16 protein-coding genes and 1 tRNA gene are annotated in these 23164 nt (G+C 39.1%); 7 read left to right on the forward strand and 10 right to left on the reverse strand.

All coding sequences use genetic code 11. The features are described 5' to 3' along the window. Positions 1-161 precede the first annotated feature (161 nt). Both C3K47_RS14405 and C3K47_RS14410 read left to right on the forward strand, forming a co-directional pair. Positions 162-3218, forward strand: a complete 3057-nt coding sequence (locus tag C3K47_RS14405) for an amidohydrolase family protein (RefSeq protein WP_103789857.1) — start codon at positions 162-164, stop codon at positions 3216-3218. A gap of 12 nt (positions 3219-3230) precedes the next feature. Then, a complete protein-coding gene (locus tag C3K47_RS14410; protein ID WP_103789858.1) occupies positions 3231-4508 on the forward strand; it encodes an amidohydrolase family protein in 1278 nt (425 codons plus the stop codon). 249 nt (positions 4509-4757) lie between these two features. On the opposite strand, the gene C3K47_RS19580 is transcribed toward C3K47_RS14410, so the two are convergent. Continuing rightward, a tRNA-Asp gene (locus C3K47_RS19580) sits at positions 4758-4870 on the reverse strand. Positions 4871-5033: 163 nt separating this feature from the next. Between C3K47_RS19580 and C3K47_RS14415 the strand changes: the two genes are divergently transcribed. Both C3K47_RS14415 and C3K47_RS14420 read left to right on the forward strand, forming a co-directional pair. Then, positions 5034-5516 carry an Lrp/AsnC ligand binding domain-containing protein gene (locus C3K47_RS14415; protein WP_103789859.1) on the forward strand — a complete coding sequence of 161 codons (483 nt, stop codon included), beginning with the start codon at positions 5034-5036 and terminating at the stop codon, positions 5514-5516. 13 nt (positions 5517-5529) lie between these two features. Next, positions 5530-5799, forward strand: a complete 270-nt coding sequence (locus C3K47_RS14420; protein ID WP_103789860.1) for an outer membrane protein assembly factor BamE — start codon at positions 5530-5532, stop codon at positions 5797-5799. 101 nt (positions 5800-5900) lie between these two features. On the opposite strand, the gene C3K47_RS14425 is transcribed toward C3K47_RS14420, so the two are convergent. The 4 genes from C3K47_RS14425 to C3K47_RS14440 form a co-directional block, all read right to left on the reverse strand. Beyond that, entirely contained in the window at positions 5901-6404 is a 504-nt protein-coding gene (locus C3K47_RS14425; protein ID WP_103789861.1) for an O-acetyl-ADP-ribose deacetylase, read from the reverse strand. Positions 6405-6442: 38 nt separating this feature from the next. Next, positions 6443-7231, reverse strand: coding sequence for a CPBP family intramembrane glutamic endopeptidase (locus tag C3K47_RS14430; RefSeq protein ID WP_103789862.1), 789 nt, complete (start codon positions 7229-7231; stop codon positions 6443-6445). 130 nt (positions 7232-7361) lie between these two features. Then, entirely contained in the window at positions 7362-8399 is a 1038-nt protein-coding gene (locus C3K47_RS14435; RefSeq protein ID WP_262508183.1) for a pyruvate dehydrogenase complex E1 component subunit beta, read from the reverse strand. 208 nt (positions 8400-8607) lie between these two features. Then, positions 8608-11769 carry an ATP-dependent DNA helicase gene (locus tag C3K47_RS14440; RefSeq protein WP_103789864.1) on the reverse strand — a complete coding sequence of 1054 codons (3162 nt, stop codon included), beginning with the start codon at positions 11767-11769 and terminating at the stop codon, positions 8608-8610. Positions 11770-11930: 161 nt separating this feature from the next. On the opposite strand from C3K47_RS14440, the gene C3K47_RS14445 reads away from it, so the two are divergent. Further along, positions 11931-12431: a thioredoxin family protein gene (locus tag C3K47_RS14445; RefSeq protein WP_103789865.1), complete on the forward strand. Its 501-nt coding sequence runs from the start codon at positions 11931-11933 to the stop codon at positions 12429-12431. 45 nt (positions 12432-12476) lie between these two features. Here the strand turns inward: C3K47_RS14445 and C3K47_RS14450 are convergent, their stop codons facing one another. Both C3K47_RS14450 and C3K47_RS14455 read right to left on the reverse strand, forming a co-directional pair. After that, positions 12477-13664, reverse strand: coding sequence for a hypothetical protein (locus C3K47_RS14450; RefSeq protein ID WP_103789866.1), 1188 nt, complete (start codon positions 13662-13664; stop codon positions 12477-12479). Between the two features lie 133 nt (positions 13665-13797). Beyond that, positions 13798-15525 (reverse strand): glycoside hydrolase family 3 protein, encoded by a 1728-nt coding sequence (locus C3K47_RS14455; RefSeq protein WP_103789867.1) that lies wholly within the window; start codon positions 15523-15525, stop codon positions 13798-13800. A 270-nt stretch (positions 15526-15795) separates the two neighbouring features. On the opposite strand from C3K47_RS14455, the gene C3K47_RS14460 reads away from it, so the two are divergent. Then, on the forward strand, positions 15796-16398 hold the full coding sequence (locus tag C3K47_RS14460; protein WP_103789868.1) for a porin family protein: 603 nt from the start codon (positions 15796-15798) through the stop codon (positions 16396-16398). A 65-nt stretch (positions 16399-16463) separates the two neighbouring features. Here the strand turns inward: C3K47_RS14460 and C3K47_RS14465 are convergent, their stop codons facing one another. Beyond that, a complete protein-coding gene (locus C3K47_RS14465) occupies positions 16464-17087 on the reverse strand; it encodes a hypothetical protein (RefSeq protein WP_103789869.1) in 624 nt (207 codons plus the stop codon). Between the two features lie 235 nt (positions 17088-17322). On the opposite strand from C3K47_RS14465, the gene C3K47_RS14470 reads away from it, so the two are divergent. Beyond that, entirely contained in the window at positions 17323-17919 is a 597-nt protein-coding gene (locus C3K47_RS14470) for a porin family protein (RefSeq protein WP_165784706.1), read from the forward strand. A gap of 112 nt (positions 17920-18031) precedes the next feature. On the opposite strand, the gene C3K47_RS14475 is transcribed toward C3K47_RS14470, so the two are convergent. After that, positions 18032-21331: a vitamin B12-dependent ribonucleotide reductase gene (locus C3K47_RS14475; protein WP_103789871.1), complete on the reverse strand. Its 3300-nt coding sequence runs from the start codon at positions 21329-21331 to the stop codon at positions 18032-18034. 402 nt (positions 21332-21733) lie between these two features. Then, the gene (gene pyk, locus C3K47_RS14480; RefSeq protein WP_103789872.1) at positions 21734-23161 is read right to left on the reverse strand and encodes a pyruvate kinase; all 1428 of its coding nucleotides are present in this window, start codon (positions 23159-23161) and stop codon (positions 21734-21736) included. Positions 23162-23164: the final 3 nt, after the last annotated feature.

Below are 23164 nucleotides of genomic sequence, written 5' to 3' on the forward strand. Positions count from 1 at the left end.
TATGTAATATTTTATTTCTTCATTCTATCATTCCTTCATTCAATCCTTAATTTATTATTCATTCCTCCACTCTTATATCGGCACGTATCTGAAAAGTGACAATCGCTAAGTCCAAATATTGTGTTGCTAATATTTACTTTAGGTTACATAAAAAATGTTATATGAAGAAAAGTTTACTATTTACACTTTTTCTGGTGAGTGGTTTTGGGGCTTATGCCCAGGAAACCTTTCCCGTTAATGGTGTTCACGACAAACGACCGGATCTATATGTATTTACTCATGCCACAATTGTAGTAAATGCTGAAACCGTTTTGCAGAATGCAACAATGGTGATTCGGGATAAGAAAATTGAATCGGTTGGGACCGCGGTACAAATACCACAAGGGGCCGTTGTTACCGATTTAAAAGGCAAGTTTATTTATCCGGCATTTATTGATGCTTTTACCTCATACGGGTTGCCCGAAATAAAAGTGGGAGGGCGCAACTTTAGAGCAACACCACAGTTTTTATCAAACAAAAAGGGAGCCTATAATTGGAATGAAGCAATTGTTCCTGAGTACGATGCAACGAAGTATTTTCAAGTTGACGAAAAAAAGGCGAATGATCTGCGAAAGCTTGGCTTTGGGTCAGTAAATGTTGTCAATCGCGATGGAATTGCCCGGGGAGCATCTGCTTTGGTAAATCTTGCCAATGGAAAAGAGAATGAAGCAATGCTAAGCGGACAAGCATCTTCTAATTATTCCTTTAACAAAGGAACTTCTTCGCAAGACTATCCAAGTGCACTAATGGGTTGTATAGCCTTGCTTCGTCAAACCTATTACGATGCTCGCTGGTACAAGGCAAATAATGGTAAAGTTGAATACAACATTTCATTAGATGAATTGAATAAACAGCAAAGTATTCCGCAGGTATTTGAAGTGGATAATGTACTAGATATTCTTAGAGCCGATAAAATAGGTGATGAGTTTGGTGTTCAGTACATTTTTAAATCAGGTGGAGATGAATACAAACGGTTGGATAAAGTGAAAGCAACTAACGGAGCGCTAATTGTGCCCTTAAACTTTCCAAAACCTTATGAGGTTGAAGATCCTTATGAAGCGATGCAGATCAATCTTTCGCAGCTCAAAAATTGGGAACTTGCACCTACCAACCCTGCACAGCTTGAAAAGGCAGGGATAAAATTCGCTATAACTTCTGCAGATGGACAAGATTTTTGGGACAACCTACGTAAAGCAATTGAGTTTGGGTTAAGTGAAAAACAGGCTTTGAAATCACTAACACAAGTGCCTGCTGAACTGCTAAAGGTTGATGATAAAGTAGGAAGCCTAAAAGCTGGAATGTATGCAAACTTTATTATTACATCTAGCGACCTGTTTAAAAAGGATAATTTGATTTTAGAGAATTGGGTTCAGGGACAGCGATTGGTCGTTACTGATGCTGGTCAAGCCGATTTGCGTGGCGTGTATGATCTTAAAATTGAAGGCGTACCATTGATCAAGCTAACTATCAACGGCAAAAACGCTTTCACCAATGAATACAGTGTTCAGGCAGATACAGTAAAAGCCAAGCCAGCTATTTCACGTTTAAATGATATGGTGAATCTCAATTTCACTTTAAAAAATGTACTTAAAGGAAATGTTGCTTTGTCGGGTTATATTTCCGGTAAAGAACCATTGCAGCTAAAGGGAACGGCGGTTTTGTCAGATGGTAATTCCGTTGCATGGGTTGCTGATTGGAAAGAGGCTGCCAAAGACGTTCAGAAAAAAGATGAAACGAAATCTGATCTGTCGTCAGGCACAGTAACCTATCCATTTATTGCTTTTGGCTTTAAAGATCAACCAAAGGCTGAAAAAATACTGATTAAAAATACTACAGTATGGACCAACGAAAAAGATGGGAAACTGGAAAATACAGATGTGTTGATTGATGCGGGAAAGATCATTCAGATCGGCAAAAAGCTTTCTGTTGCCGGAGCAAAGGAAATTGATGGTACAGGTAAGCATTTAACTGCAGGTATTATTGATGAACACTCGCATATTGCCATTTCAAGGGGGGTAAATGAGAGTGCCCAATCAGTAACTTCAGAGGTAAGAATCGGAGATGTGATCAATTCCGAAGATATCAATATCTACCGTCAATTAGCAGGAGGAGTAACAAGCTCACATCTTTTGCATGGTTCGGCAAACGCTATTGGTGGCCAAACTCAATTAATTAAACTTCGGTGGGGTAAATCGCCGGAAGAATTGAAGTTTGAGAATAGTGATGGCTTTATAAAGTTTGCTTTAGGCGAAAATGTGAAACAGTCAAACTGGGGTGAAAATCAACGAACACGTTTTCCTCAAACGCGTATGGGTGTTGAACAAGTGCTTGTAGATGCATTTCAAAGAGCGAAAGAGTATCAGAAACAACAGGATAGCTTTAATAAATCAAAGGCAGGGCTTGCCCCTCGTAAGGATCTGGAATTAGATGCTTTAGTTGAGATCTTAAACAAAAAGCGTTTTATCACCTGTCACTCCTATGTTCAGTCGGAAATTAATATGCTGATGCATGTGGCCGATTCAATGGGTTTTAAGGTGAATACCTTTACGCATATTTTGGAAGGTTATAAAGTGGCCGACAAAATGAAGGCTCACGGTGCAGCGGGTTCTACTTTCTCCGACTGGTGGGCTTATAAAATGGAAGTGAAAGATGCTATTCCGTATAACGGTGCCATAATGCATAGCACGGGTTTATTGGTAGCGTTTAACTCGGATGATGCTGAAATGGCCCGTCGTTTAAATCAGGAGGCAGCCAAAGCCGTTAAATATGGAAATGTTTCGGAAGAAGAAGCCTGGAAATTTGTTACGCTAAATCCGGCTAAGATGCTGCATATTGATAATAGGGTAGGAAGTATTAAAGTAGGTAAAGATGCCGATGTGGTATTGTGGAGCAATAATCCACTTTCGGTTTATGCCAAAGCCGAGAAAACGATCGTTGACGGTATTGTTTATTTTGATATCGAGCAGGATAAGCAAATGCAAGCTGATGTTAAGGCGGAACGCGCTCGTTTAATTCAAAAGATGATCGACGCAAAAACAAAAGGAGAGAAGACACAAAAACCTATGCGCGAACAAGCATTCGATTACCATTGCGATTCGGAATATCATTTTGGCGGAGCTGAAGCAGACACTGATTATAATTATCGCTACGGTTTAGAGCACAAGGAAAATCAACATTAAAAGTATTGAGCAATGAAAAGAAAATATATATCAATCATATTACTTGCTTTGGGTAGTTTATCTGCCCGGGCCCAAACACCCGTACCCGCACCGAAACAGAGTAAAACCATTGTTATCGTTGGAGCCACACTACATATTGGAAATGGAACAGTTGTAAACAATGGATCGCTGGTTTTAGAAAACGGTAAAATAACTTCGGTTGGAACAGGTATAAGTGTTCCTGCCAATGCAACTGTTATCGACGGTAAAGGAAAAGATGTTTATCCTGGTCTGATAGCTCCAAACACTACTTTAGGTTTAGTAGAAGTAGAGGCTGTTAGGTCAACCAACGACGATACAGAAGTTGGAAGCATTAACCCTAATGTGCGGGCGCTGATCTCCTATAACTCTGACTCCGAAGTTCCATCAACAGTTCGTTCAAATGGAGTTTTATTGGCCGAAGTGGTGCCGCAGGGTGGCTTAATTTCAGGCACCTCGTCAGTGGTTCAGCTCGATGCCTGGAATTGGGAAGATGCAGCCTATGCAGCCGATAATGTTGTGCATTTAAACTGGCCTGCAATGATGAATACTGCCGGTGGAGCGCCGGCTGACCAGCAAAAAGAACAACGTGAAAAATCACTTCAATTATTATCGTCTTATTTTTCACAGGCACAGGCTTATGCACAATTAGCAACTCCGACTGTTAAAAATCTCAAGTTCGAAGCCATGAAGGGTGTGTTTAACGGATCGAAGAGATTATTCATTTCGGCAAACTCGGCCAAGGAAATTCTGGCGGCAGTGAATTTTGCACGATCATATAAAATTACTCCCGTAATTGTTGGAGCAGAGGAGGCTTATCTGCTGTTGCCTTTTTTAAAAGAGAATAATGTGCAGGTTCTGATCGAAAGAGTTCATTCGTTGCCGGGTAGAGAAGATAGTGATATTGATCAACCCTATAAATTGGCTAAACAGTTGAATGATGCCGGTATCTTATATGGATTAAGTCTAGAGGGATTTTGGCAACAGCGCAATTTGCCTTTTATGGCTGGTACAACAGTAGCTTATGGCGTTGATAAAGAAAAAGCACTTTCAACTATTACACTAAATACTGCCAAAATTTTAGGAATTGATAAAATTACCGGAAGTATTGAGGTTGGCAAAGATGCGAACATATTAATAGTTGAGGGTGATTTATTGGATATGAAGGATAGCGCTGTGGAGCAGGCATTTATCCAGGGCCGCGAAATTGATTTGAACAATAAACAAAAACAGTTAATGCATAAGTTTTCGGATAAGTACAGTATGAAATAAGGTTAGAATAGCTATTTAGACAGCGTTAAACGTAACTGTTTAACGCTGTTTTTGTTTTATGTGTATTCAATAAGTTTTAACAGCTTGGCAGTTTTAAGATATTTTTTTTAAGAAAAACATAATTTTTATTGCGGAAATAAAATAAAAATTGCTACAATAGTAGATTATTTGCAAAAGGCTTATAAAACTAAAAACCCTGCCGGGGAGACAGGGTGTTTTAGTACCAATCAATAAACCTTATGAAGTTTGCTGTAGGGGAAGGAGTCGAACCTTCACGGAGCGGTTAGCCAAGCAAAGCTTGATTTTCCGGACTCTCCGCCACCGAGACAAGGAGGTGTGTCTGCCAATTTCACCACCCTACATTATGTTTAAGAACTTCGGCTTTGAGTTTTTTTAATTTCTTTGCCTTTGTTGTTGATACAAATATAGAGCAAACACTAATTCGTTGCAAATTTTTTATGAAAAAAGTTTAAAATTTATTATATTCACAAATAAGTATTAGATTTGGTATTAAAATAAAAATTTATGTTTGAAAAGAAGCTCCAAATTTTACAAGTTGATAAACTCGATTTACAGATCTTGTCGATGTTAATGAATGATGCCACAATTCCTTATACCGATATTGCAAAAGAGTTAATCATCTCAGGAGGTACCGTACACGTACGTATGAAAAAACTACAGGAGATGGGCATTGTAACCGGTTCAAACCTGGTTGTAAACCCCCAGCGCATCGGCTTCGATGTATGCGCGTTCCTGGGAATCTTTCTTGAAAAAGGTTCGCAATACCACGATGCTGTTAATCAGTTGAGTCAGGTAAAAGAAATTGTAGAGTTACACTACACTACGGGATTATATAGTATGTTCGCCAAAATTATCTGTCGCGATACTGCTCACCTTCGCGAAGTATTAAATGAAAAAATCCAGGTAATCTCAGGAATTCAACGAACTGAAACATTTATTTCGTTAGAAGAAAGTATCAAACGTCAAATTACATTACTTGACAACTAAACCTCTTTAACGAATGAATCGAATTAGTGCTCTTTTACTATTTGCCGTTACCATTAGTGCCTGCAGCGAAAAGAAGGGAAGTGAACGGGATTTTCAGGCAATTAAGCAAGGTATGACCAAGGAAGAGGTTATTAAGCTTGTTGGAAAACCTGAAAAAGAAACCAATTTGGTAATGGTTGAAATGTGGAAATATCCTGTAGATCACAAAGTAATTGTGATAAACAGTGATACCGTTGTGCAGGTTCTGGATGACAGGCCGGTAGATTCTTTAAAACACGAGTAGCGAATTAGCTATTAAAATAATAATGAGCCCGATTTCTTCGGGCTTTTTTTTGGAATTCTTCTATTTCTTGGTCCCAGTTAAATAGTGCTTTCGATTATATTTCAATCTGAATTAAGTAATTCGGAATAAAGCAAAAAGTTCTCCTCATCAAAGCATACAAAAAGCACTTTTTCGGGCTTAGCGTTTTTGGCTAAAAAAGCTTTAACGGCATTAACGGCAATTTGGGCAGCTTCTTGTTTGGGATAACCATAAATACCAGTGCTGATATTGGGAAACGCAATGCTGTTTAGATTATGATTTAGAGCGAGCGTTAAAGAGTTGTGATAACAGTTGGAAAGCAGTTCGGGTTCGTTGGCGTCCCCGCCCCGCCATATTGGTCCAACCGTGTGAATAACATAGCGAGCAGGTAAATTATAGCCATGGGTCAATTTTGCCTCACCGGTTTTACAGCCGTTCAAGCTCATGCATTCATCCAACAGTTTTGGGCCGGCGGCACGGTGTATGGCTCCATCTACCCCGCCTCCGCCTAACAGTGAGTGGTTAGCAGCATTCACTATCACATCGATCATTAGCTTGGTGATATCCCCTTTTATTAACTCAATCATGTTTAATCTTAAAGTTGATTGAAATCCGCTTACTCAACTTAGTTTAATAGCGCTAGCTTTTTGTCTAACAATTTCAAACTAATTAATAAGACGAATAAAGATACCGCTAAGAGGCTGAAATAAAGCGTATTGTTGTTTATGATTTGATAAAATGAATCAGCGTTTTCAAGCGATGGTATTTTTGAAAATGAAAAGCCTATAAAGTTATTCAGGAAATGAACCAATATTGTAAGGCGTAAGTCATTAGTCCGATAGTAGAGCCAGCCCATTAATAAACCTAAGACAAAGGCGCCAATTGATTGAACGGGGTTGAAATGTATCAGCCCAAATATAAAAGCTGAAGAGAAAATTGCTTTTTGAGCCGAGTAATTTTCAAGCAAGCCTTTCAATATTATTCCTCTGAAAATGATCTCTTCGAGTATGGGTGCAGCAATGCATATGGTTAAAAACCCAACTACTGGAGTTTCAAGCATTTCTTTGGTGGCAGTACCGGCAAAATCGGGGAGTGAAAGAAAGGCATGTAAAGGATCGGTTGCAATTATGCTGGTTATTGTGGCTAAAATGATAATTAGGATAGTGGTCATTGAAGCTTTTGGATACAAAAAAAATGTCTTGTCAAAAGTTTTCCTCCAATCAGCACGACAATATAAAATGATAATACCAGTATGCAGTAACAGGTAGTTGGCGGACATTAACCAAGCTTTAGGTTCGGAGTCGGTAAAATACATTACAATTATCAGTGGAATGGATGTAATGATGGCGATGCCCACATAAAAAAGTAGAAAAAAAAAGACTTGTTTAAGAGTTTGAGGATAGGTGTTTGGCATAGGTTTGAGGTTATAGCAGCTATTGTTAGTTTTAATTGAGGACAATAAACAAAATTTATCGAAACCATCAAAAAATAAAAAAGCCTCTGAAATAAATCAGAGGCTTATATTGTGTGGATAAATTGGATGCTTATTTATTAAGATACAATACTTCTTTTACGGCTTTAACTGTTTTAGCCACATTTGGAAGAGCTTCTGCAATTAAAGTCGGTGCATATGGAAGCGGTACATCCGCACATGCAACACGTAAAACCGGAGCATCTAAATAGTCAAATGCACTTTTTTGTACGTGGAAGGCGATATCTGTTGAGATTGAGGCTAAAGGCCATGCTTCTTCAACAATAACCATTCTATTAGTTTTCTTAACTGAATCGATCAGGGTTGGGTAGTCGATTGGACGAACAGTACGTAAATCGATTACTTCAACACTAATTCCTTCTTTCTCCAATTCTTCAACAGCGGCATAAACCACTTTCATCATTTTGCCGAAAGAGATTAGCGTAACATCGTTACCTTCTTTAACAATATGCGCTTTGCCGATAGGTAAATAATATTCTTCTTCGGGAACCTGACCTTTATCGCCGTACATTACTTCCGATTCCATAAAGATTACAGGATCTGGATCTAATATGGATGATTTTAATAAACCTTTAGCATCGTAAGGATTTGATGGAACAACCACCTTTAAGCCTGGGCAGTTTGCATACCAGTTCTCAAAGTTTTGTGAGTGCTGTGCTCCTAATTGTCCGGCGTTACCTGTTGGTCCGCGGAAAACCATTGGAATTGAATACTGACCGCCGCTCATTGAGTACATTTTAGCTGCAGCATTGATCACCTGGTCAATGGCAACCAATGAGAAGTTGAAAGTCATGAACTCAACGATAGGCTTAAGGCCATTCATTGCAGCGCCAACACCAATGCCGGCAAATCCTAATTCTGCAATCGGGGTGTCGATTATACGTTTTGCGCCGAATTCAGCTAACATACCCTGGCTCACTTTGTAAGCACCGTTGTATTCAGCTACTTCTTCGCCCATTAAAAATATGGTTTCGTCTTTGCGCATTTCTTCGTTCATTGCTTCACGAAGCGCTTCGCGGAATTGAATTTCTCTCATTTGTTTTGTGTTTGTTAAACCTAAACCAGAGGTTGTAGTAAAAGCGAGGCAAATATATTAATTGCTTGCTATATTTTGGTATATGGCTACTAAATTATCAATAAAGTGTTTAATGAGCTATTAATCGGATAATGACTCTCCAAATGAATCAGGTTGATATGATTCAAATGTCTTATGTTGTCCGCCTGAGCGCAGTCGAAGGCCTGTAGCCAAAACGTTTCGACTGGGCTCAGCGTGACGATCGCTAACTATAGTTGAAGACTTACTCCTTTTCTTCTTCCTCAATCAAAATATCCTGTTGTTCAAAATTACTGCGAACGAAATTACACCAATGGCAATCTTCTTTACCACAACCTTGGGTAAACTCATGATTCAAAATTTTTGCATAGGTCGAAGTTATTTGCTGACGTACAATTTCAATATCATCAGGAGTGATCACTACTTTTTCTTTATGATATTCATTTTCGTTTACCGGCTCTACAAAGTCAAATTCAGTACTCACCACCTCCCAATCGTTGCTTTTATCACTGTCGACTAATATTTTATAGAACACCGCCTGACGCCAATAGTCGCCACCATTAGGATTTTTCTCATCAGGGCGTTTGAATTTATCTTTTGCGTTTTTGTACTTACCGGTTTTGTAATCCACGACATTCGCCTGCTTCCCGTTAAACTCGATCTTATCCAAATTACCTTTAATTGGCACCTGTTCAACGGTTACATTTTTAATGCTTCGTTCCGTTACGGCCACTTTATTCCATGAGTTTACATATTTCAGATAATATGGTGGAATGATCTTCTTGCCATATTCCATTCGCAGCTTAAATTGCTCCTTGGTAAACGACTCGCGGTTGCGATGCATGAACCAGGAGAACTGATCAAACAGATAGTTTTCATCCGGGAACTCATCGTTTTCACGCATTCGTATGTATAGTTTGTTCAGCGCCCAGTGAATGGCCAAACCAAAAGTGGCACTCGGACTTTTACCGGCAGGCACACGAATAAGATTTTGGAAGTAAAAGCGTAATGGGCAATCGAGGTAACTACTCAAATGGGTAACACTAAGGGTGTATTTTTGAAGCAGCAGATCAAGGTAGTTTTTATCAATCAACTCGATCTTAGGTTTGTCATCCTCACTAAACTGGGTGAAAATAAACTCGAACATCACATCATCAGCTAGCTGTTTACGCTGGATATTGATGCCTGATTCTTGTCGCATCTCAAAAATAAACTGCGAATGTTCCTGCTCTTTGCCTTTCTTATCTTCCGAAGCATATGAAACAAACAGTGAATGTTTAGCACGCGTTAAGGCCACATAAAACAACCTGCGTGACTCTTCCAGCTCGTTCCCTTCGGAAATTTTAGTAGTTATTGTATCAGGGTATTTAAAGTTGCGGGTGCCACCGTTTTTCTTGGTAATGTCCCAAATCTTTTTGGTAGTGCCCATTACAAAAACATATTCAAACTCTAATCCTTTGGAACCATGCGAAGTCATAAAGTTAACTCCGCGTTCAGCAAACAGCGTTTTATTTAAATCGATGGAAATTCCATTCAACTTCATCAGATCAATCAGATCAACGAACTGCTGTAAGGTTAAGTCTGTTTTCTTCCGATTTTCTTCTTTTAAAAAGTCGAACAAACTGGTAAGTACTTCCATATACCAGTTGCGTTCTTTCGAATGCATGATATATTTCAGGATCCCGGCTCTTAGAATGATCTTTTCGAACAATTCCTGCAACGTCAGGTTTTGGGATTCTTTGACCCAAAATTCGAGGTCCTGGCTTAGTTGTTTTATTTCGGTGGAAGTTTGAGCGTCAAAAAGTGTTAACCGTTTCGGATTGGCTAATTCCGATATCCATTTGCGGATTGAGGTTTTCCCAAACACAACATCTGACTCCTTGCTGTTTACCGAATAGTTCTTTCTGAATACCTCCACACTGATCTTAGCCGTTTCAATTGGTGGGATATTGAAGAAATCATAATGCATGATTTCGAACAAGAGCTCATCACCACTATAAGGCGTATCGATTTCCATTGCCAGGTATCGCAAAATATTGATGATATTCTCAACAAATGGCAACGTTAAAAGGTCAATCTTACGTTTGGTATTAACCGCTATGTTTTTTACCGAGAGGTATTTGATCAGCTCTTCAACCTGGCTGTGGTTACGGTAAATAACGGCAATCTCTTCAGCTGCAACTCCCGATTGAATCAAACTCACTATTTGATTGGCAATGCCCACAATCTCATGATCTATGTTGGCATATTCGATGATCTCCGGTAAAGTGGTTAATTGGCTAAGCGAAGCGTTTGATGCTTTCAGGTGTTTATCGAGATTTAATGCTTTTGTTAATCGCTCGTTATTGTTGTTGATCAGCTCGCGAGAAGCATCGAGGATGGCTTGCGTTGAGCGATAATTCTCTGTTAGAACAATCGTCTTTAAATCATTTTTATAAGTAAAAGCAAAATCCAGAATATTGCTCATGTTGGCTCCCTGGAAACGGAAAATCGATTGATCATCATCGCCCACCACAAAAATGTCGGGTTTCTGACGGTCGTCAATTAACATTTGGATCAGCTCATTTTGGGCACCACTGGTATCCTGGTATTCATCAACCAACAGGTATTGAAACTGTTCCTGGTAACGAGCTAAAAGGTTACTGTCGGATTTAAATGCGTTGAGCACCCAAATGATCATGTCGTCGAAGTCATAACGGTTTCGCGCCCGCATTTTGGCCTGGTATTTAGGATATTCCGCCAATGCAGCCCTGAAGGTTTCCATTTTCTTTACTTCTTCATCAATTTTTACCGGATTTGGGTCCCCGGCATTGAATTGTTTATATTTCTTCTTATAGAAAAAGCCTTCTTTGGTTGGTAGATCCTCTATATAATCATCTATAGCCTTATTAATCGTTTCAGGTTTCCAGTCTTCCTTTTTGATCAAACTGAAAAGATTTTTTAAACGATCGCGCTCAAAGTAAACCTCACCGGTAAATCGTTTTAAAGGATTATCGTTACCAATCTCATCAATTAGTTCTTTCAAAAGTTCAGCTTGCTCGAGGTCAGAAATAGGGTCGAGATTGATCTTTCCAAAATACTCCAGGTTGTCCTGGATAACCTCGTTACAAAAAGAGTGGAAGGTGTAAATATTAACGCGGTAGGCATCCGGTCCTATAAAATCGACCAAACGTTTACGCATATTGATAGCGCCAGCTTCCGTAAAGGTTAAGCACAAAATGTTACGGGCATCGGTATCAGTGTCTGTCAGAATTTTACCAATACGGGCAGCTAAAATTTGCGTTTTACCCGTTCCTGGTCCAGCCACCACTAAAACAGGTCCGTCGATGGTTTCAACAGCTTCACGTTGTTTTGCGTTTAATTTAGCTAGGGCTTCGGTAAACTGAGCGGTATAATTGGATGTCATTTGAATGGCTGAAATTTAATCTTCGAAAATATTAATAATTCCGATGAACAAGTTCACTAATTAATGGTTTAGTAAATATTAAAGTTTGACCAAATGCTGTAAAAAAGCAGATAATTAAAACGGTATTTAATCTTAATTTTAAGAACCATCAATAAGTTATTATGAAGAAGAAACTTTTATTTATTGTGTGTTTGTTAATAAGCACCGCGTCATTGGTTAGCGCCCAGGAAGCCCCTAAAATTTATCATCCCGAGGCCAATGCAAAAGAAGAAATGAAAGCAGCTATTGCCAGGGCCAAAAAAGAGGGCAAGCATGTACTATTGCAAATTGGCGGTAACTGGTGCAGTTGGTGTTTGCGCTTTAATAAAACGGTAACGGAGGACAAGCAGCTCGATTCGGCTTTAAATGCCAATTATGTTATCTATCACCTCAATTATAGTAAAGAAAATAAAAACGAAGAGATACTTGCAGAACTTGGATATCCACAGCGGTTTGGGTTTCCGGTTTTTGTGATTTTAGATAGCAAAGGTAACCGGTTAAATACGCAAAATAGTGCGTATTTGGAACAGGATAAAGGTTACAGCAAAGCAAAGGTACTGGAGTTCTTTACACAGTGGGGGCCCAAAGCACTTGATCCGAAATCCTATCCAAAAGAAAAATAATGAATAAAAAAAACCGGAAGCATCTTCCGGTTTTTTTATTCATTATTACTTTTTAGCGTTGGTTAAGGGATTGGTGGCAGCTGCCGATTCTTCGGGTCGTTTGCCGGTTCTTAACTGCATCAGTTTATTCAATAGATCGTACCAAAATGGAGCTCCTAATGAAAGGGCCAAAGCCGTAATAACATAGCCGGCAATTCTGCTTAAAAAACAACCTATTTTACACTGCCAGATGGCCCATTGGGTTGTTGCAGTGCAGTTGCATTTTGCAGTTCCTCTTCCAATGCTTAATACATTATTAGCAGAGTCTAAGTCAGATTTTAATAGTTTTTTGGCTTCATCAACCAATGCTGTTGAATGAGCAATAATTATCGAATCGGCTTTATCTGTTAATTTCTCATCAATAACAATTGAATCACGGGTAATTCTTTTATAAACATGCAGATCATTTTGCTGGGCCTGCTGTTGGAAGTTCTCGGCCAGTTCTACCATCTTATTGCGGGCATCTTTATCTTTTGAGAGCTTCTGCGTGATCTTAATGCTATCAACGTTAAATATAACAGCGATCAGCAAACCTATTGCCATCAGTACAATTTGAATATGGCGCTTATACCAGGTAGATGCCCTTTCCATGGTATCGTTAAACCATGTTTCAAGATTTAATTTAAATTTATCGAGGTTATATTCCGAGTCGTCAAGCAAACCTTTTAAGAACACCAGCGTTTCGGGATCAATGTTCACTTCTGCATAACTGTTGTTTTTAATCTTAAAATTGATCTTACCTGTTTCCAATACCTTTTTTATTCGATCCATAGCGTTCTCGCCATTCTCGTTTTCCTTCAGCATATCAATAATTACTTTGGAAAAGTTTTGGGCGGTAATATAACCCGGCTTGTCGTGCCAGGTATCTTCGGCAAGGTATTTTATAAGCGGATGTTTGTAGAATAAACCCGATAACTTGTGTTTGTAACCCTCAACGATCTTATCTTTTGGAGCCAGCGCCGGTGGCAATAGTAATGCGAAAAAGCTTCTTAACCGATCATAATATCGTACCCAAAATGCTTTGTTGCCATTATTGGAATCACTTAGCATCCGGATAATGGCTCGCTCAAGTATTTTGGCTCTAAAGCTTAACCAGGTAGAAATGATTTCCTGTAAAACCGTGGCTAGTAAACTGTATAAGAGATAGATGAAAACAAGGCCGATGACCACGTTCAAAACAACGGAACCAAACATGTTCAGATAGGTTTTATGTTAGACAATAGGATTTAGTTCAGCTAAAAATACAATAAAGTTTCCAGATGACAGTCTCCAGTCGGCGGTCACCAGTAAGCTTACTGCCGACTGCAGGCTGGGGACTGAGTAACGTCTACAATCCTTGCCCTTCTTTAAATGTAGGGTTAATAGTAACTGGCAGTTTCCCTGTGGTAGTAAGCTGGTGTAAAATAACTTTGGCGGCTGCTTGCTCGGTGTATTTCGAATCTTCATAAAACACCCAAAGTCCATTGCTTTTTTCTATGCCCGGCAATCCGGCTATGGTATAGGCATTGGCCATTACACTTATATAAGCCTTTCCGCTTTGTACCAATGCAGTTATTAAGCTGAATACGCTTGAATTATAATCGAGTACACTGCGAGGGCGAGGTCTTTTGTCGTGTATGCCGATAATTACCTTATCGAAGTTTTTGAGTTGAGAGCAGATGTTATCCACTGTTTTTTGGTCGGCATCTTTCGCAACCGAAATGCATGCAGCAGGTATTGTCGCACTCAGGCCTTGTTGAAATAGGGTGTTTTCACCAGTTCCTAACGATAAGATCAATACTTTATCCTTGACTTTAACAATACTGTCAGTCGGTTTAACTAAGGTAGTAGCGGCAGCTTCGGCTAATTTTGTGTTTAGTACTATAGCATCATCGGGGTTGAGATCTTGTGTCAGATTGGGAATGTATACGGGTTGGTAATGATTCAGCCCTAACCAATATTTGGCTGCCAAAACTTTTTTGCAGCGTTCATTTATTTCTTTTCTACTTATTTTGTTTTTTCTGATGGCCTTTTGAACGGCTTTGATTGATTCGGGAAGGTTTTCCACCATTTCAAGCATATCGTTTCCAGCCATTGCCGCCATTACGGCGGCTTCGCCTTTAGGGTGATATTTAACCACTCCTTTCATATTCATTGCATCGGTAAACACTAAACCTTTAAAGCCGATGCTATCTTTTAAAATTGCAGTTACAATTGGTTTCGAAAGGGTAGAAGGTAAGTTTTTCGTGCTATCCAATGATGGAATATTCATATGGGCAACCATCACACCTCCAATACCTGATTGTATTAATTGCCTGAATGGATACATCTCCAGCGTATCCAACCGTTCTCGGGTGAAATTTAATTGCGGCAGATCATAATGCGAATCGGTTTCGGTATCTCCATGACCTGGAAAATGCTTAGCAGTGGCCAGTAGTCCACCGTCTTGCATGCCTTTCATAAAAGCGATGCCTTTCCGGGCAACATTGTATTTGTTTTCGCCAAAGGAACGGAAGTTAATCACTGGATTCTTGATGTTATTGTTTACGTCCACTACCGGGGCAAAGTTCATCTGTATGCCCGCCCGCTTAAACTGTGCAGCCATTTGTTGTCCCATTTCATAAATAAGCTCATTATTTTGAATAGCGCCTAAGGTCATCTGGAAAGGATAAGAAACGGTGCTATCCAATCGCATTCCCAACCCCCATTCCCCATCGGTGGTAACCAATGCCGGAATTTTTAATCCAGCCTGAATATTATTCAATGACAAGGCATTTCTTACAGGTCCACCCTGAAAGGTAATAATTCCTCCTGCCTGATATTTTTGAATTAATTGGGTAATCGAATCTTGTTTTTCCTTGGATTGATTTGAATATATGGGGACAATAAACAACTGAGCTATACGCTCTTTGCGCTTCATCTTCTTAAAGACCGAATCAACCCATTTAGGTTTAGATTCAATAACCGAGATCACTCCTTTTTTTTCGGAAATTACTGCGGTTTGCGCATTAGCAAATGATATTGATAAAATCGCTATAAGAATAAGACTAAAACAGCTTTTATTAGTATACGTCATTATTAAGTAAGGTCTTTCTAAGTTTGTTTTGGTAATCCAAACAAATATAAGAGTTGACACAGCTTTCGTATTTTAAGTAATGCCAAATTTTCTTTATTCTAATTGCATTCATATGAATTCCTCGTGTCTTTTGTGTGGTGAAGTATACAAGTTTTATAAACTGCCGGCTTTAAAAATGTGGACTCAGATCGTTACAGGGCCAAAATAGCTCCTGAATTAACCCTAGGTATATATTTTGTATAAAGGCTCAATAAATTGTACAAAATAAGTATGAAGAAAATATGGATAGCGGCCGGAGCAATTCTGCTGGCATCAAATTTTTGTATGGCTCAGGTAAAACCCGATAATAAAGTGGGCGTTTTACTGGCAGGTGGTTTAGGCTCTCTTTATCCTCAACAGCAAGATGCTAGTTTTAGCAATACGTATGATCCCGGTTTTGCTTTGAACATTATCACCTATTATCGTTATTATTTTACTAATAGTATAGCTATTGAACCTGGCGTGGGCTATTTAGCTAATGGTTGGAAAGAGAACTTTACTGTAGGAACCGCAGGTGCTCAGGTGAGTTATGAGATAAAAAACTCTTATCTCAATATTCCGGTTACAGTCCAGTATGTTTTCAATAAGGTTACTATTGGTGCCGGTCCTGAGATCAACTATTTGTTTAGAACCAATAGCGACCGATATACTAAAGACAATTTTAATGAGTTTAATTTTGGCTTAACCGGTAGCGTGGATTATAAGTTTTCATATTTTCGGTTTGGGCTTAACTACAAATTGGGCTTAGGACAAGTTTATAAAGCAGAGAACAATGTTTTTGAAAAAAATGCTCAAAGTCAGAGTGTGATGCTTAGCTTTAGGTATGAACTATAGCATTAAAAGCAATAAAAAAACCGGGCTTTTAACCCGGTTTTTGCTTTTAAACCTTTTTGCTAGATCTAATTACTTTCGTCTTCACAACTTGGTATTGTAAAGCAGTTAACATATTTACCCCAATTGTTTCCAGGGAAATCACTATCGCCACCCCATGCTGTTTCGGCTTTTTCACAATCTTTTAACGCCTCTGCATGTGTTAAGATACATATGCAAGGGCAGTTTGCAAATTTTTCGATTGGGAATTTTTCAATCCAACAACGTACACCGCAGTCAGGATGTTCAGTAGCTACACCCCATTCAGTTTTATCAAATTGTCCGGGAATTGCACCGCCTTTAGTGCTGGGCACCTTATTGCAAGGGCCAACATAAGTATGCGTTGTGCCAAGGCTCCACCCTTCTTTAGTAACAGAATATTGCACATACAGGTAGTTAGCATCCCTGAAAATTCTAATGGTACCAATTAATTTGTCTTGAGGGTTGTTTTTCGGATTGCCTGCGTAAAGTGGGTACTCCACAGGTTCGGCACAAGGAGATATCGCATCTTCTCCTGTTACATCTTTGTAATTCGAACAGTTGATAGCCTTGGGTTTTTGCTTAATCTCTTCTGAAGATTTTTGACAACTGTACATTCCTGCGGTCAATGCACCGCCAATAGCCATTACGGCTAGCAAAGCTTTTACTTTCATAGAGCGTAAAAAATTTAGATTGCTTTGAATTAGTTAATAAACAGTTGTAATTAACAAATTGAATGACAAATTCTTTACAATTGGTTTAGAGCTTATAGTAAAGGTTATTTAGTTCTTTGTTGTGTTAAAAAATCTTCAACATAGTATGATTTTGTCAACAATTGGTTACACTGAACTTTATAGTACTGGTTCGGCTTTTGCTAATTTTTATCAAATAAAAACTAAAAACAACCAGATGAAAAAATTACTTATCATAGTTGTCGCTATTTGCTCATCACTTTCTGTAAAAGCACAAAAGTTTGATTTTGGAATTAAGGGAGGTGTAAATTTTGCAAATGCAAGCGATATTAAATTTTCAGGCAGTTTGAGTGAATCTTACAAACAAACAGCCGACGGAGTTACTGGATATCATTTAGGTGTTTGGGCTGAATTGGGTAGTTCCTCAATATCTTTCCAACCTGAGTTGTTATATTCCAATAAAGGATTTAAAACGACTAATGAAATGGGTGAAGAAGCGGAAGTTAAATTAAACTATTTAGATATTCCACTACTTGTCAAATTCAAACCTATTTCACCCTTGCATTTGGTAGCAGGGCCGCAGGTATCTCTCCAATTGGCCGATAAAATTAGTGGTCCGAGTGATTTTACCAGTGTATTAACTGCCGATAACTTTAAAAATGGAGATTGGGGAGCCATTGTAGGGGCGGGTATTACCTTGTCTAATATCCAGATTGATGCGCGTTATGTGTGGGGGTTAAGTAAAGTAACGAGTGACAACCTGGAGTTTAAGAATAAAATGTTCCAGATTTCACTGGCGTATAGATTGTTTTAATTAGAATGATCTATATTTTAAAAATTTCAATAAAACGGAAACATCCGGGGTCTCTCACCTCCCCGGATGTTTTCATTTTAACCTATGTTTACGCTCGTAGGTTCTGTTTAGTTTAACTGCAACCCAAAGAGTTTCCGCAGTTAAGGCATTTATAGCAAGTGCCTGATCTTACGGTAATATGGCCGCAAACGTTGCAGGCAGGAGCATCTGACTGTACGCCTCCACTTATATCAATAGTTTTATATTTTACATTAGAATCAATTTGCTTTGTGGAAACAGTTTCCATTTCAAACTGGTTACTTGTATCCGTGTTAACATCCTCATCGCTCATTTCCGGATTATTTAAGTGCACATTTTTCTGGGTAATTACATGCACTAAATCTGCGCGATTGAGGTATTCGTACCCTAGCAAACGGAAGATGTAATCAATTATTGAAGTAGAACTCTTAATATTTTCATGTCCACCTACCATTCCCGAAGGCTCAAAGCGAGTGAATGTGAATTTATCCACAAATTCTTCCAGCGGAACACCATATTGTAAACCAATCGAAACAGCAATTGCAAAACAGTTCATCAATGAACGGAATGAAGCCCCTTCTTTATGCATGTCCACAAAGATCTCACCTACGGTTCCATCCTGGTATTCTCCGGTTCTAACAAAAACGGTTTGACCACCCACAGTTGCTTTCTGCGTAAATCCTCTTCGCTTTTGCGGTAAGCGTTTCCGCTCAACAATGCTCGAAAGCTGACGTTTGAAAACGGTGTCTTCTGATTTGTTTAAGATATGAATGGCCGCCTCCAGTACTTGTTCAGGTGATAGTTCCTGAATTTTAAGTTCGGCTGCTTTGCCTAAGGCATCTTCAACAATATCAATTTTTTCATCTTCCTTAACGTCTGATTTGGTAGATAAAGGCTGAGATAATTTACAACCATCTCGATATAATGCGTTCGCCTTTAATCCCAATTCCCAACTTAAACGATAGCAATCTTTAATTTGCTCCTCAGTAGCTTCGTTAGGTAAGTTAATCGTTTTAGATATTGCCCCAGATAAGAATGGCTGCGCTGCCGACATCATTCGGATGTGACCATGTGCATGTATATAGCGCTGACCAATATTTCCGCATTTATTAGCACAATCAAAAATAGGGTAGTGCTCTTTTTTCAAATAAGGAGCTCCCTCAATTGTCATGGTGCCGCAAACATAGTCGTTTGCTTTACTTATCTCTTGATTGCTAAATCCTAATGCTTTCAATAAGTTAAACGAGGCATCGCTGTATTGTTCGGCTTTAAAACCTAAACGGCGCAGGCACTCTTCTCCTAAGGTCCACACATTAAAGGCAAAACCAATTTCAAAAGCCGAAAGGATCGCTTTATCTAAGCTTTCTAAATCATCTTGAGTAAAGCCTTTTGCTGTTAAGGTTTCAAAATTAATATGAGGCGCATTTTTTATAGAGCCTGTTCCTTTTGCGTAGTTTACAATACTTTCGATCTCATGAGGATTATAGCCGAGGTTTTTTAATGCAGCTGGAATAGCTTGATTGATGATCTTGAAATAACCGCCGCCAGAAAGTTTTTTAAATTTCACCAGGGCAAAATCTGGCTCAATGCCGGTTGTGTCACAATCCATCACCAAACCAATGGTTCCTGTTGGTGCAATAACTGTGGTTTGCGCATTACGATATCCGAACTTTTCACCCAATTCAACGGCCTTATCCCATGCATTGCAAGCAGCTGATAATAAATAATCAGGGCAGAATTTAGGATCGATTCCCGAAGGTGCAATTTGTAAACCTTCGTAAGCATCAACCGTATTATAAGCCGCATACCGGTGGTTGCGCATAACACGCATCATGTGCTGCTTATTTTTGTCAAACTCTTTAAATGGTCCTAAATGTTCGGCCATCTCAGCAGAGGTAGCGTAAGCAATACCGGTCATGATAGCGGTTATAGACCCTCCAATGGCACGAGCTTTTTCACTATCGTATGGGATACCCGCTACCATTAGCATTGAACCCAGGTTCGCATAGCCCAGGCCCAACGTACGGTAGTCGTATGAAAGTTTTGCAACTTCTTTGGATGGGAATTGGGCCATTAATACCGAAATTTCAAGTACAATGGTCCAAAGCCGACAAATATGTTCAAAGCCTTTTACATCAAATGTTAATGTGTTCGGGTTAAAGAAATGCTGTAAATTAATTGAAGCTAAATTACATGCAGTATTATCCAAAAACATGTATTCAGAACAAGGGTTTGAGGCGTTGATACGGCCGCCTTCCGGACAGGTATGCCATTCATTAATGGTGGTGTCATATTGTACGCCCGGATCGGCACAAGCCCATGCGGCATAAGCAATTTTATCCCAAAGTTTTTCGGCATCAATACGGCCTACGGTTTTACCTGAGGTACGGCCACGCATTTCCCATTCTTTGCCTTCTTTTAAAACCTTAAAGAACGCATTCGGTATGCGAACAGAATTATTTGAATTCTGCCCTGCTACGGTTTGATACGCTTCACCTTCATAATGAGAAGAATAGCCCGCTGCTATCAATGCAGCAACTTTCTTTTCTTCTTCAACTTTCCAGTCAATAAACTGAACAATTTCAGGGTGGTCCAGATCAAGGCAAACCATTTTAGCTGCCCTTCGTGTTGTTCCGCCCGATTTTATTGCTCCAGCGGCTCTGTCACCAATTTTTAAAAATGACATTAAACCCGATGAATTTCCTCCACCTGAAAGCTTTTCGTTTTCGCCCCTTAATTTTGAATAGTTGGTGCCAACTCCTGATCCGTATTTAAAAATGCGAGCTTCACGAACCCAAAGGTCCATAATACCACCATCGTTTACCAAATCGTCCTCAACTGATAAGATAAAACACGCATGAGGTTGCGGCCTTTCGTACGCCGAAGTTGATTTTGTTACCTTTTCAGTTGCCGGGTCTACATAGTAATGACCTTGCGGAGAGCCTGTAATGCCATATGATGAGTGCAATCCGGTATTGAACCATTGCGGCGAATTAGGCGCTGCCATTTGTGCTGTAATGGTGTAGGCTAATTCGTCATAAAAAATCTGAGCGTCATTTGCACTGGCAAAATATCCGTATTTAACGCCCCATTCTTTCCAACAATTTGCCATGCGGTGTGCTACCTGCTTGATCGAGTTTTCGGCGCCTAAGGTTCCGTCTTCTTGCGGAACTCCGGCTCTTCTGAAATATTTTTGTGCTAAAATATCAGTAGCCACCTGCGACCATGATTCAGGTACTTCAACATTATGCATTTCGAAAACAGCATCTCCGGCCGGATTTCTAATAATGGATGAACGGCGTTCATACTTAAACTGGTCGAAGGGACTTGAATTAGGCAATGTAAAATGCCTTTCAACTTTTAACCCTTTTACGGGAGCTGTGTTCTTTTTCATAGTTAATTTTATTACGTCAAAAGTAGGTTTCAATCAGTGACTAAAAAATGATAATTGTCAGCCAGCATAAGTATGAAGTGTGGGTATTAATAAAAGTCTGATAATTAAATAGTTATTCTCTTGAATTATGCTGATAGAGATAACTGTTTTGTTATACTCAACCTAATAGCTGTTGAGTTATAATTGATTACCGAGTTAATACCGGAGAGCGATGAATTAAATTTAAGAAGCAGTGGAAAAAAATGAGGCTTCCAGTTTTCCACAGCAGCTGAAATTGCAGGCAAAATTGCCTTGATAAATTCATTTAGCGGAGCAAAAAAATGGATAGAGAATGTGGAAAACTTAAAACAAAAAACGCGACCTTTTTGAAGTCGCGTTTTGGTAAAAAAATTAATATAATTTTTAGGCGATACTAACTTTAAGAGTGTTAGTTCTTCCTTTTTCGGTAATAGGGGTTGAAGCTGTGTTGATGATCACATCTCCTTCATTTACAAAGCCTTGTTCTTTTAAAATGTTATTAACCTCTTTAATGGTATTGTCGGTAGTTTCAAATTTATCATAATAAAACACCTTTACACCCCAAATCAACCCAATGCTATTCATCAAATCACGGTTTGCAGTAAACACGTAGGTACGTGCTTTAGGGCGTTGACTTGCAATTTGGTAAGCAGAATAGCCCGACCAGCTCATAGAGATGATCGCTTCAGCATTTGTTTTTTCTGCAAGATAAACGGCTGAATTACAAACTGAATCAGCCAGGAAAGTTTCCGGATGTTCCTCAATTTGAGAATCATTATAATAAGGATACATACCTGCTTCAATGTTACGAATGATCTTACTCATCGATTCTATAACAATTACCGGATATGTACCTACCGAGGTTTCATTACTTAGCATTACGGCATCTGCACCGTCTAAAACCGAGTTTGCAACGTCATTAGCCTCAGCGCGTGTTGGACGAGGGTTGGTAACCATTGAGTCCATCATTTGTGTGGCAATAATTACCGGTTTAGCTAAGGTTGTACACTTTTTAACGATTTGCTTTTGCAATAATGGAACTTCTTCCATTGGCATTTCAACACCCAAATCGCCACGGGCAACCATTACACCATCAGTTACATCAATAATTGAATCGATATTCTCAATAGCTTCAGGCTTTTCAATTTTGGCAATTACTTTTGCAATGCTGCCTTGTTGAGCAATAATTTTTTTAAGGTCGATGATATCTTGTGCTTCACGAACAAATGATAGCCCGATCCACTCAATATTGTTTTTTAACGCAAAGTCAAGATCTTCACGGTCTTTATCTGTTAAGCTAGGTGTACTGGTTTTAGTAAACGGCAGGTTAACTCCTTTTTTTGATGAAAGAACACCACTGTACAGAACCTCCGCTTTAACAGTATCAATTTTATTGGTTTCCAAAACACGCATCTGCATTTTTCCGTCATCCAATAAAAAAACTTCGCCCGCATTAACGTCTTTTGGGAAGGCAGTATAAGTAATGTAGATTGAATTTTTATCACCTAATTTAGGTGTAGTAACAATGTTTACCACATCACCGGTCTCAAAGGCAACGCCATTATTTTCCATATCTCCGATACGGATTTTTGGTCCCTGCAAGTCGGCAAGTATTCCTACGTTAAATTTATATTCTTTGTTGATTTCGCGGATGAGGTCGATGGTGAATTGGTGTTCTTCGTGTTTGCCGTGTGAGAAGTTAATACGACAAACATTTAAGCCGGCTTTTATCATTTCAATCAGCACTTCCTTTTTTGCGGAGGCCGGTCCAAGAGTAGCCACAATCTTGGTTCTGTTATGTAATTCTTTCATATA

It is taken from the genome of Solitalea longa (genome assembly GCF_002920915.1).
Taxonomy (GTDB): Bacteria; Bacteroidota; Bacteroidia; order Sphingobacteriales; family Sphingobacteriaceae; genus Solitalea; species Solitalea longa.